Genomic DNA, 12,499 nt, shown 5'->3' with positions numbered 1-12,499 from the left:
CAGACACACCCCATGAACAGGAATAAGATACTTTTGGCCAGTCTGGCGCTTGCGCTAGGCTGGAGCGGCAGCGCTTTTGCCCAAAACGGAGAAGATGCCTTGCGTTACACACGCTTAGGTGTAGCCGGTTCTGCCCGCATGCAAGGCATTGGCGGGGCCCAGACAGCATTAGGAGCAGATATATCGACCATTTTCTCTAACCCTGCTGGCCTGGGTATGTTCCGTAGGTCTGAGTTCAGCATCAGCCCCGGATTGCAGTTAAGCTCTACCCAAACGAAGGTAGGTGGGCTTGCCGCAACAGATGATCAGAACGCCGTCGTGATTCCACAGGCCGGATTGGTACTCAGCAACCGCAAAGCAGATGGCGATGACGGCGACTGGCGCGGGGCCAGCCTGGGCATTAGCTTTACCAGGCTCAATAATTTTAACCAGCGCCTGACTTATCGCAACACCTCCGAGCCGCCTAACACCATCGTGGATTATTTTGCCGAACAGGCAAACGGTAGGACGAAGGCGGACCTGAACGACGAGTACGGAAATTACACCACACTGGCAGGCCTGGCGTACGGCACTTACCTTCTTAATTTTATGGATGAGTTCGGCAATCCGGTTGCAAATGCAAGGCCCCTTTATAGCTTGGGTGCTATTGAGCAGCGGGAAGACATACAGCGCAGAGGCTCGCAAAACCAACTTGACATAGGTATTGGAACCAGTTATAAGGATAAGGTTTACCTGGGTGCCTCCTTGGGTGTCCTCACTTCTACCTTCACACAGGAAAGCATTTTCAGGGAGTCTGGTTATTACGTGGACCGCTATGACGAGAACAACGAAATAGCTGTGGATGGGGATTACAGTCTGGAACTGCGCGACGAGTTTACCACCCAGGGAGCAGGGCTTAATCTGAAAATCGGCGTAATTGCCCGCCCTGTAGATGCCTTGCGTGTGGGCGTAACCCTGCAGACCCCTACAATTTACAATTTCACGGATACGTACCAGCGCTCTTTGTATGCCACCACGGTAAACCCTGGCACAGGAAACCCCGACAACAACAGCGCCATCGAGTTACCCGGCGAGTTTAGCTATAACCTGGTAACGCCGTTCAGGGGTTCTGTGGGTGTGGCGGGCTTTGTTGGCAAGTATGGTTTTGTAACAGCCGATGTAGAGTTTGTGAATTACAGCGGCATGCGGTACTCCGAATCAGAGGATGACTTTGGAACGGTAGGCGAATATTTCAGCAATGTGAATAGCCGAATAGCCGATACTTACCAGTCGGTGGTGAACTATAAAGTTGGAGCCGAGGGCCGATACGATGTCTTCAGGTTCCGGGCCGGGTATGCCCATTCAGGCGATCCCTACAAAAATGCCTCTTTTGATGGTGCCATCAACTCCTTTTCGTTGGGCACGGGTGTCCGTTTAAAAAACTATTACGCCGATCTGGCCTATGTGCGCAGCAACAGAGATAGCCGCTACTCGCCCTACACCTTTGACGCCGGTGGCGGTGAGCCGGTAGTGGACATTCAGGAGAAGCAAACCACGGTGCTGTTAACCGTCGGCTATAGCTTCTGATTTTTGTCAGTTTAGTGTGAAGGCGGCAGTTCCGGCAGGGGTTGCCGCTTTTTTTATACTTTCTGTAAGTTTTCGCCTCCTAAACCCAGCCAGGGTATGGTTTTGGCTATTGCTTTATGGCAAAATAAGAATAATCGACTAACTTAGGGGATAGCTAAACCTTAAAATCAAACACATGCCTATTAAATTCAGAGCAAACCTCTTGGCTGCTTTACTTCTGTGCCTGGCCTTTGTGGCGCAGGCGCAACAGAAAAAAGCTGTTACCCTGGAGGATATTTACCAAAAAGGGACTTTCCGGTCGCAGTCGGTTTACGGCGTGAACTGGATGAACGATGGCCGCTACTACAGCTCGCAGGTGCCCGATGAGCAGAACAAGGTATACGACATTGTAAAGTATGATGTAACGACCGGCAAACCGGTAAGCACCATTATTGATGGCGAGAACCTGAAGCCGGAAGGAAGCAGTAAGCCCATCCAGTTTGATGATTATACGTTCTCTTCGGATGAGCAAAAGGTGCTGTTCTCCACCAACACCGAACAAATTTACCGCCGCTCTTCCAAAGCGGACTTCTATATCTACGACATCCCGACCAAGAAACTGACCAAGCTGAGTGACGGCGGAAAGCAGCTGTATGCTTCTTTCTCCCCGGATGCCAGGCGCGTTGCCTTTGCCCGCGACAACAACATGTTTGTTACAGATCTGAGCAACATGCAGGAAACGCAGATCACTTCTGATGGTAAGTTTAACTCCATCATCAACGGTTATTCTGATTGGGTGTACGAAGAGGAATTTAGCTTTGCCAAGGGCTTCCATTGGTCCCCGGACGGAAAGAAGATCGCCTTTTATACCTTCGATGAAACCAGCGTGCCCGAGTATAACATGCAAATGTGGGGTGAGTTGTATCCGCAGGATTACAAGTTCAAGTACCCGAAAGCCGGCGAGGCCAACTCAAAGGTAAAAGTATCGGTGTACGATGTGGCCAGTGGCAAAACCGTGAAGATGGATACCGGCAGCGAGGCCGACGTGTACATCCCGCGCATTAAATGGACAAATGATGCCAACCTGCTTTCTATCCAGAAAATGAACCGACTGCAGAACACCCTGGAGCTCCTGCACGCGAACTCTACCACGGGTAAATCTAAGGTTGTGCTGAAAGAAACAGATAAAGCCTACATTGATGTAACCGACGACCTGACTTACCTGAAAGATGGCAAGCACTTTATACATTCCTCGGAGGTAGCCGGCTATAACCACCTGTACCTTTACAACATGAATGGCAAACTGGAGCGCCAGATAACCAACGGAAACTGGGAGGTAAGCGAGTTTGTGGGTTACGACGAGAAGAATGACCGCCTGTTCTACATGTCCACGGAGGTTTCTCCCCTGGAACGCCACCTGTACAGTATCAGTAGCAAAGGCAAAAAGAAGCAGCGCCTGACCGACGCGGAAGGTACGCACAGCGTGAACATGAGCAACGACTTTAAGTACTACCTCGATTACTACTCTGCCGCCAACACAGTACCCACGGTTAGCCTGCACTCTGCCAAAGACGGCAAGCTGATAAAAGTGCTGGAGGATAACCAGAAACTAAAAAACACGCTGGCGCAGTATAAACTTGCCAGGCAGGAGTTCTTTACCATGAACACGCCGGATGGTACCAAGCTGAATGGCTGGATGATCAAACCGACTGATTTTGACCCGAACAAAAAGTACCCGGTGCTCATGTTCGTGTACGGTGGCCCGGGCTCACAGACTGTAACTGATAGCTGGGGCGGCAGCAACTACCTGTGGTACCAGGTGCTGGCCGATAAAGGGCTTATTGTGGTGAGTGTGGATAACCGGGGCACAGGTGCCCGCGGTGCTGCGTTTAAGAAAGCCACCTATGCCAACTTGGGCAAGTATGAAATTGAAGATCAGATAGAGGCGGCCAAATGGCTGGGCAATCAGCCATATGTAGATAAAAGCCGCATCGGTATTTGGGGGCATAGCTTCGGGGGCTACATGACGCTGCTGGGCCTAACCAAAGGCGATGGTATTTTCCGGGCCGGAGTTTCTGTGGCACCTGTTACCAGCTGGCGCTTTTACGATAGCATCTATACCGAGCGTTTCCTGAAAACACCCCAGGAGAATGCAGCCGGATACGATGATAACTCTCCGCTGCAATTCGCCGATAAGTTAAAAGGCGACCTGTTGCTGATCCACGGCACAGGTGATGATAACGTGCATTTCCAGAACTCGGTAGCCATGCAGGATGCCTTAATCAGTGCGAACAAACAGTTCGAGAGTTTTTATTACCCGAACCGGAACCACGGCATTTATGGGGGCACTACCTATATCCATCGCTTTAAAATGATGACGAATTTCTTAGAGCGCAAGCTGATCAACCCGACTACCAGTGGAAGCCTGAACCAATAAGAAAGGTTATAAAACCGAAGTATGTTAACAGGAGGCCTGCCGGCAACGGCAGGCCTCCTTTATTTTTTGCCTGTTAACCTCTCGATGCAGGAACGGAGGCGTTTCTTTTCAGTGTCCCGGATGGGCAGCTTGTCTACGTAGGCACTTAGTTCGGTGGTGTTGTGCCCTTTGCCAAGCTGTTGGTAAGTGTTCAGCTTATCGGTTAAGGTGCGCAGGTGCGTGGCCATCTCGTCGGCCTCGGTGGTTAACTTGTTCAGCAGCTGTAGCATGAAGTCCTGCAACTCGTTACCGGCATGGTCGGGGTAGCGGATGTTGTGATCAATCTCGCTCCAGCCCTCTTCAAAAAGCGTCCGGAGTTGTATCTCGGCAAAATAGCGTTGTTTTTCGGGCTTGGTTTCAATTACAATGTGCACTGCTTTGTAGCCAGACGGGTGGGCAAGCACCTTACAGCCAAAAGCGGTGAAGGCCTGCGTGTACACAGACTTGTCCGGTTCCTTTACATACGCATAAGGGCTTCTTTTTAATTCCCATTTCTCGCGTATAAACTTTCCTATCCCGTACCAGGCCTCTTTGTACAAATGCAATACCCGCACCCCTACCAGGTCGTTTACCAGGTCAAGGTAATTGTGCGGGGTAATTTCTCTATCCGGATATTCTTTCCGCTTCCTGACGATTTTCTTTAACAGGTGCTGTGGCTCCTTTACACGATGGGTAACGCTATGCACACCCGGTGCCTGCTGTAGCCTTTGGGCAGTAAAAGCTGCTATATCCGCCAATTCCGCTTGCCTGCCCAGGTAGTCGTTATAGATATCCAGCAGATCCTGCGGCTTTAAACCCAACGCACGCAGCTCGCTTTCGCTGTCTTCGAGTAAAGAAAGGACAAAGGGTAGTGTGGCGCTTTTTGGAAGGTTGGCTTTGCTCATCAGGTGAGGCCGTTAATAAAGCCTGCTGTAAACGTATAATAGGTTTTTGTGCGAAATGTTACGAAAGCGCTTCTACAACTTCACGCAAACATTCTGCGGCTCGGTAAAGAAGCGCAGCGCCTCAAAGCCTCCTTCCCGACCCACACCGGAATTTTTCATGCCGCCAAAAGGAGTGCGCAGGTCGCGTAACAGCCAGGTGTTAACCCAGATAATGCCTGCGTGCACCTGGTGCGCAACCCGGTGCGCCCGGGTCAGGTGCTGTGTCCAGATGGTGGCAGACAGGCCGTAATCAGTACAGTTGGCGTATTGGATCACCTCCTCCTCGGTATCAAAGGGGGTAAGGGTAACCACCGGCCCGAAGATCTCCTCGGTGTTGGTGCGGCACTCCGGCGAAAGGCCTTCGATAACAGTAGGGGCAATGAACCAGCCCTTCTCGCAACGGCCCGCTACCTGCACCTGGTGCCCGCCGGTAAGTATGGTGCCGCCCTCTTCTTTGGCCAGCGCGATGTAGGCCAGTACTTTCTGCATGTGCTCCTCCGATACTACTGCGCCCTGTTTGATGCCATCCTCCAGTGGGTCGCCCACGGGCAGGGCCTTTACCTTTTCTACAAATGCATCCCGAAACTTGTCGTATAGTGGCCGCTCAATAAAAATGCGGGAGCCGCAGAGGCAGATCTGGCCCTGGTTTGCAAACGAGGAATGGATGGAAGTATGGAGCGCGTTGTTAAAGTCGCAGTCGGCAAAGATGATGTTAGGGTTTTTGCCGCCAAGCTCCAGCGACAGCTTTTTGAACATGGGGGCCGCTGTGGCCGCAATACTTCGGCCGGTTTTGGTGCCACCGGTAAACGAGATGACCGGTACGTTGGGATGCGCGACAAGCGCGGCACCCACTTTGTGCCCATAGCCATGTACAATGTTCAGTACGCCTGCCGGCAATCCTGCCTCCATGCAAATGCCGGAAAGCATGTAAGCCGTCATGGGCGTAATTTCAGATGGCTTGGCTACCACGCAGTTGCCAGCGGCCAGGGCAGGGGCTATTTTCCAGGTGAACAGATAGAGCGGCAGGTTCCAGGGGGAGATGCAGCCCACCACCCCATGCGGGTGCCGCACGGTGTAGTTGATGGCCTCCGTGCCCTCCATGTAATGTGCCTCCGAGGCGAAATGCTGAATAGCGGTGCCGTAAAAGCGCATGTTGCTGCTGGCACGCGGTATATCTACGGTTTGGGCCAGTTTAAGCGGCTTGCCGTTGTCAATAGACTCTGCTTCGGCCAGGCGGTCCAGGTTCTGCTCGATCAGGTCAGCGATGCGCAGCAGGAGCTGGCCGCGCTTCTCGGCGGGCATCTTGGCCCAGGCCGGGAAAGCCGCCTTCGCCGCCTGTACCGCCCGCTCCACGTCCTGGGCATCCGAGTCGGGGATGTAAGCATACACTTCGCCCGTGGCAGGGTTGTAGTTGTCGAGGTACTGGCCTGCTACAGGCTCCGTTAACTGGCCGTTTATATAGTTCTGAAGCTTCACGCGTGCGTTTTTAGAATTGGTAAAAATATAAATGGTGGGGTATTGGGATCACTGTTACAGATTCAACTTTAATCTAATACCTACAACCTAACAGAGAATTTACAGACACCCTGTTCTGCCACCATCTACGGGTACGTTAATGCCATTGATGTATCCGGCGGCAGGCGATGCCAGAAAAGCAGCGGCAGCGGCTATTTCCTCCGGTTCCGCAAAACGCTTGGCCGGTATGCTCGCCATCATTTCCTTTTCAGTGGCTGCTATACTTGTGTCCTGCTTATTGGCCTTGTTTTCGATGATCGACTCCAGCCGACCGGTGCGGGTAGCGCCGGGTAGCACGTTGTTTACCGTAATGCCAAACGGCCCCAGTTCGTTGGCCATAGTTTTTGCCCAGCTGGCCACTGCCCCGCGTATGGTGTTCGACACGCCCAAACCCTGCAAAGGCTGTTTCACCGATGTGCTGATCACGTTGATGATGCGGCCATAGCCAGCCTCCTTCATGCCCGGTATCACGGCTTTTGCCAGCAGGTGGTTCGCAATTAGGTGTTGGTTAAAGGCGCTTATAAATTCATCCGTCACAGCCTCTGTAACAGGGCCGCCGGGAGGGCCCCCTGTGTTGTTGACCAGGATGTGCACCGTGTGTTTCTGTTTCAGGTAGGCCTGCACGCTGATGTTCAGTTCGTAGGGTTCCGAGAAATCAGCCACAATAAAGTCGTGCTGTTGCCCTTTGCTGGTGTCCAGTTCCTTTACGGCAGCTTCCAGTTTGTCTTCGTTACGGGCTACCAGGGTTATACTGGCTCCCAGCGCTGCCAGCTCCAGGGCGATGGCCTTGCCGATGCCCTGGGTGCTGCCACACACCAGCGCTTGTTTATCTGTCAGATTTAAGTTCATAGGTTAAATGTACGCAAAACCGGAAGACTTGTATAATACACCGCATTCTTGCAAAGCCATACTTGCGTTACCATTTTTGCGCGCTTTTACGTACCTTCAATTTATCAACCTGATCAAGCATTTTAACCTTAGCGCGCAAAAAAAAAAAAATGGCTATAGCAAAACCTTTCAACTTTAAGCAATGGATAGAGGAACACCGCCACCTGCTTAAACCTCCCGTAGGCAACCAGCAGGTGTTTAAAGGCAACGACGACTTTATTGTGATGGTGGTGGGAGGGCCCAATGCCCGCAAAGACTATCATTACGACGAGGGGGAGGAGTTCTTTTACCAGTTGGAAGGCGATATTACACTCAAGATCATAGAAGATGGCAAGCCTGTGGATATTCTGATCAAAGAAGGGGAGATCTTCCTGCTGCCGCCGCGTGTGCCGCACTCCCCGCGAAGGCCTGCCAACACCATCGGTTTAGTGATAGAACGCTACCGCAAAGCAGGTGAGCAGGATGGTTTTCTGTGGTTTTGCGAGAACTGCGGTAATAAGTTGTATGAAGAGTATGCCGATGTAACAGATATTGTGGAGCAGCTGCCCAAGATCATGAATAACTTCTGGGATAGCATGGAACACCGCACCTGCAACGTGTGCGGCACCGTGATGGAGCCCCCTACCAAGCCTGCCGAGGCGGCAAAGTAAGCGCATGGTACCCTGGCAAAGCTGCTACTACTGCAAACAAGGCAGTGGTAGCAGCTTTTTTTTGCAAAACCATACGCACCCCGCTTCAGTAAGTATAGCCAATTAAACTGCCATGAAAAGATTATCTATACTTGCCCTGCCTGTATTGGCCATAACGGCTGCCCTGACTGGGTGCAATTCGCACCCACCTATTGTGCAGGAGGAGGCCCGAAAATTAGAAACCCCTGCCGGGCTGCACGTTACCTTGCCGGCGCCTCATGCCACCGAATCGAACACGAACTTTAGCAACGTAGTTGGCTGGGAAAATGGCCGTACCCCGCAGGCCCCGGCGGGGTTTACGGTAAGCAAGTATGCAGATGGGCTAAAGAACCCAAGATGGCTCTATGTAACTCCCAACGGCGATGTGCTGGTGGCCGAAGCAAGTACGGAAGTAGGCTTCTGGAAGCGGCTCGGGGCACGGCTGGTCGGCATCTCCAACTCGATGGCCCTCGGGAACAGTGCGAACCGCATTACCCTGTTTCGGGATACCGACCAGGACGGCAAGCCCGAGGTGCGGGAAACGTTTTTAAGTGGTTTAAATCAGCCGCTGGGGATGCTGGTGCTCCACAACATGTTTTATGTCGCCAACACCGACGGCCTGTGGCGATACCCCTACCAACCAGGGCAGACAAGTATTACGGGCAAGGGCGAAAAGCTACTGGACCTGCCGGCAGGCGGCTATAACAACCACTGGACACGCAACATCATCTCGAACCCCGCTGGTTCGAAAATATACGTTGCCGTAGGCTCGGCCAGCGACAGCGGCGGGCATGGCCTGGCGTATGAGCAGCGCAGGGCCAACATCCTGGAGGTAAACCCCGATGGATCCGGTGAGCGAGTGTATGCCAGTGGCCTGCGCAACCCCGTGGGCATGGGCTGGGCGCCGGGCACCACTACCCTCTGGACGGCCGTGAACGAACGCGACGACCTCGGCGACGAACTGGTGCCCGACTATTTAACCAGCGTGCAGGAAGGCGGGTTTTACGGCTGGCCGTATGCCTACTTCGGGCCCAACGAAGACCCGAACTGGGCGGGCCAGCGGCCGGACATGGTGGCAAAGTCCATTGTGCCCGATGTGCCGCTGGTGTCGCACTCCGCATCGCTGGGTTTGGCTTTTTACGATAAAAGCGCATTTCCTGCAAAGTATAGAGGCGGCGCTTTTGTGGGGCAGCACGGCTCCTGGAGGCGCTCGAGCCTGGTGGGGTACCGGGTGGTTTTTGTGCCTTTCAAAAACGGGGTGCCTGTGGGTCCTGCCGAAGATTTCCTGACGGGTTTTATAGCCGATAACGAAGACGATAAGGTGTTTGGCCGCCCAGTTGGGGTGGCTGTTTTGCCAGACGGCTCCCTGCTGGTGGCAGACGATACCAGCAACACCATCTGGCGGGTGAGAGCCCGGCAGTAGCGCCCTTTAAAAACCGCAGCTTTAGGCTAAGCTTTTAGTATAATAAGTGCGTAAAAAGTATAAAATGCTTATATTGTTGGATTGCCTGAATCAATCATTTAGCATAAAGCAGCTTTTTGGTCCCTTTATTACAGCATGCAACAGAACAGCCCCACATCAGCCACGCTTACCGGCCACGACCCGCTGAAGATCGACATACACACGCACATTTTGCCTGCCACCTGGCCGAACCTGCGCGATCGGTATGGCTATGGGGGCTTTATCCGGCTGGAGCACCACAAACCCTGCTGCGCGCGCATGCTCATGGATGATAAGTTCTTCCGGGAGATACAGGATAATTGCTGGGACCCCAAAGTGCGCATGCACGAGTGCAGCCAGCACAAGGTGGGGGTGCAGGTGCTGAGCACCGTGCCGGTCATGTTCAGTTACTGGGCCAAGCCAGAGCATACCCTGGACCTTTCCAGGATGCTGAACGACCACATTGCCGGCATCGTGGCAGATTACCCCGACCGCTTTATTGGTTTAGGCACCCTGCCCATGCAGGCCCCTGACCTGGCTATTAAAGAGCTAGAGCGCTGCATGAAGGAGTTGGGCATGGCCGGCGTGCAGATCGGCACGCACATTAACGACTGGAACCTGGAGGCGCCGGAGCTTTTCCCCATATTTGAGGCGGCAGAGGAGCTGGGCGCTGCTGTGTTTGTGCACCCCTGGGATATGTATGGAAAAGAAAAGATGGGCAAGTACTGGCTGCCCTGGCTGGTAGGCATGCCCGCCGAAACAAGTCTGGCTATCTGCTCCATGATCTTTGGAGGGGTGCTGGAGCGGCTGCCTAAGCTGCGTGTGGCCTTTGCCCACGGCGGCGGTTCTTTTCCGGCAACGGTTGGGCGCATCGCGCACGGCTTTGAAGTGCGCCCCGACCTCTGCGCCATCGACAACAACGTGAACCCCCGCCAGTACCTGGGCAGGTTTTACCTCGACTCCCTGGTGCACGACCCGGCTGCACTGGAGTACCTCGTCAACCTGGTGGGTGCCAACAGCATTGCCCTGGGCACCGATTACCCTTTCCCGCTCGGTGAACTGGAGCCCGGCAAACTCATCGAATCCATGCCCTACGATTGGGCCACCAAAGAACGCATGCTCAGTGGCACGGCTTTAGAATGGCTTAACCTGGAGAAGAGCAAGTTTGTAAATGGAGGTATACAGGTTACGCTGTAAGCTGCGAACTATTTTTTGTACATCGGTTTAATTAAGGCTCATTCTCAGTCTTGTTAATCTTTAATCAATTTCTCTTCTGAAGTATACCGAGGTACTAAGCGATGAAGAACTACCCGCCCTGACCAAGGAGGGGCCGGGGGTGGTTTGATTTAAATTAGCATCATAGCATCAAAGCTTAAAATCTAGCCTGCAGCCACTAAAGCCTAACTCACAAATCCTTATCTTAGCAGAATAAAATAAACCTAAAACTGCACTAGCGGTTCTAAGCATAAAACGATCCTTACAAAATGACTTATCAGAATACGCTTGACTTTGCGCAGGAGCAAGACCGGCAGGACCCCCTGTACCATTTCAGAGAACGCTTTCATTATCCGCAGGTAAATGGCCACGATGCGATCTATTTCTGTGGCAACTCGCTGGGCATTCAGCCCAAATCAGCGCAGATGTACATTGATAACGAAATGTATAAGTGGGCTAACCTGGCCGTGGAAGGACATTTTAAAGGCAAAGAACCCTGGTTTAACTACCACGAGCTGCTAGCGCCGGCTGCTGCCCGTGTGGTGGGGGCAAAAGCAGAAGAAGTGGTGATCATGAACCAGCTGACCGTGAACCTGCACCTGATGCTGGTGTCGTTTTACAGGCCGCAGGGCAAGCGTTTCAAGATCATGACAGAAGGCGGTGCTTTCCCCTCCGACCAGTACGCATTGGAGTCGCAGGTGCGTTTCCATGGCTATAATCCCGATGAGGCCATAATCGAGTTGTTCCCCAGAGAGGGCGAGCAAACACTGCGCACCGAAGACATACTGGCAAGTATACGGGAGCATGGTCACGAGCTGGCACTAGTGCTGATGGGTGGCATTAACTACTACACCGGCCAGGTGTTCGATATGGAGGCCATTACCAAAGCAGGCCATGAGGAGGGTGCCGTCGTGGGCTTCGACCTGGCACATGCTGCCGGTAACGTGCCCGTGCAGCTGCACGATTGGGATGTGGATTTTGCCGTGTGGTGCACTTACAAGTACCTGAACTCTGGCCCCGGAGGCACATCTGGGGTATATGTGCACGAGCGCCATGGCCATAACCCAGACCTGCCGCGTTTTGCCGGCTGGTGGGGGCACGATGCGCAGGCGCGTTTCCAGATGAAGAAAGGGTTTGTGCCGATGGAGGGTGCCGAAGGGTGGCAGCTGAGCAACGGACAGATCATTCCGTTTGCGATGCACCGTGCCTCCCTCGAAATGTTTGACGAAGCCGGCATGGACAACCTGCGCACAAAAAGCGAGAAGTTAACCGGTTACCTGGAGTACCTGATTGATGACGTGCATGCCGGGAAGGATGCGATGGAGATGATTACGCCGCGCGACCCGAAGTCCCGTGGTTGCCAGATTTCTATACTTGTAAAAAAGGATGCCCGCCTGTTGTTTAACAAGCTGATGGAAGCCGGCATTATTGTAGACTACCGCGAGCCGAACGTAATTCGTGTAGCGCCAACGCCCCTTTATAACAGCTTCGAGGAGGTGTATCGCTTTTCTGAAATACTGCACGAGTGTTTGCAGGCACATTAACTGCTTCTAAAAACTAAACCATCATAAAGCGGCTGGCTCTCCTGAGGTCAGCCGCTTATTTTTCAAGATATTTAGTGTCTGAAATATAGTATATTCGTTAGGCCAGTTCTGTTTAGCCGCCTGGTGTTGGTTGGCTAAACGGAATAACTTCCGTTTATAAACAAGTTGACCGTGATTGTGAATTTACGAGCTTTAAAAGTGGCGTGTCTTTCAGGCTTTTTTAGGTCTGGGCGGCATCAAAGGCCACTAAAGCTCAGCAACGATCAGAAAAAGAACCAAAGGCA

Annotated in this window: 9 protein-coding genes; 6 read left to right on the top strand and 3 right to left on the bottom strand. The window is 52.8% G+C overall.

The window, feature by feature from the left end; genetic code table 11:
- The first annotated feature begins 12 nt into the window (after positions 1-12).
- Together AC4BAN_RS14215 and AC4BAN_RS14210 are read left to right on the top strand one after the other, a co-directional pair.
- Positions 13-1,566, top strand: a complete 1,554-nt coding sequence (locus tag AC4BAN_RS14215; RefSeq protein ID WP_490565076.1) for an OmpP1/FadL family transporter — start codon at positions 13-15, stop codon at positions 1,564-1,566.
- Between the two features lie 175 nt (positions 1,567-1,741).
- A complete protein-coding gene (locus tag AC4BAN_RS14210; RefSeq protein WP_490565075.1) occupies positions 1,742-3,982 on the top strand; it encodes a S9 family peptidase in 2,241 nt (746 codons plus the stop codon).
- Between the two features lie 59 nt (positions 3,983-4,041).
- Here the strand turns inward: AC4BAN_RS14210 and AC4BAN_RS14205 are convergent, their stop codons facing one another.
- The 3 genes from AC4BAN_RS14205 to AC4BAN_RS14195 all read right to left on the bottom strand — a co-directional run bounded on the left by AC4BAN_RS14205 (position 4,042) and on the right by AC4BAN_RS14195 (position 7,308).
- Entirely contained in the window at positions 4,042-4,905 is an 864-nt protein-coding gene (locus tag AC4BAN_RS14205) for a RelA/SpoT domain-containing protein (RefSeq protein WP_490565074.1), read from the bottom strand.
- 72 nt (positions 4,906-4,977) lie between these two features.
- Positions 4,978-6,420, bottom strand: a complete 1,443-nt coding sequence (locus tag AC4BAN_RS14200; protein ID WP_490565073.1) for an aldehyde dehydrogenase — start codon at positions 6,418-6,420, stop codon at positions 4,978-4,980.
- 99 nt (positions 6,421-6,519) lie between these two features.
- On the bottom strand, positions 6,520-7,308 hold the full coding sequence (locus AC4BAN_RS14195) for an SDR family oxidoreductase (RefSeq protein ID WP_490565072.1): 789 nt from the start codon (positions 7,306-7,308) through the stop codon (positions 6,520-6,522).
- A gap of 149 nt (positions 7,309-7,457) precedes the next feature.
- Here AC4BAN_RS14195 and AC4BAN_RS14190 point away from each other — a divergent pair, with 149 nt between their 5' ends.
- From AC4BAN_RS14190 to kynU, 4 genes are all read left to right on the top strand, one after another.
- Positions 7,458-7,997, top strand: coding sequence for a 3-hydroxyanthranilate 3,4-dioxygenase (locus AC4BAN_RS14190; RefSeq protein WP_490565071.1), 540 nt, complete (start codon positions 7,458-7,460; stop codon positions 7,995-7,997).
- A gap of 112 nt (positions 7,998-8,109) precedes the next feature.
- Complete coding sequence (locus tag AC4BAN_RS14185; protein ID WP_490565070.1) at positions 8,110-9,438, top strand: PQQ-dependent sugar dehydrogenase; 1,329 nt, start codon at positions 8,110-8,112, stop codon at positions 9,436-9,438.
- Positions 9,439-9,573: 135 nt separating this feature from the next.
- Positions 9,574-10,653, top strand: coding sequence for an amidohydrolase family protein (locus AC4BAN_RS14180; protein ID WP_490565069.1), 1,080 nt, complete (start codon positions 9,574-9,576; stop codon positions 10,651-10,653).
- 287 nt (positions 10,654-10,940) lie between these two features.
- Positions 10,941-12,215, top strand: a complete 1,275-nt coding sequence (gene kynU / locus AC4BAN_RS14175; RefSeq protein WP_490565068.1) for a kynureninase — start codon at positions 10,941-10,943, stop codon at positions 12,213-12,215.
- The last annotated feature ends 284 nt before the right edge of the window (positions 12,216-12,499 follow it).

The sequence above is a fragment of the Pontibacter sp. GD13 genome, from assembly GCF_058216355.1.
This window is presented reverse-complemented; position numbering and strand designations above follow the sequence as displayed.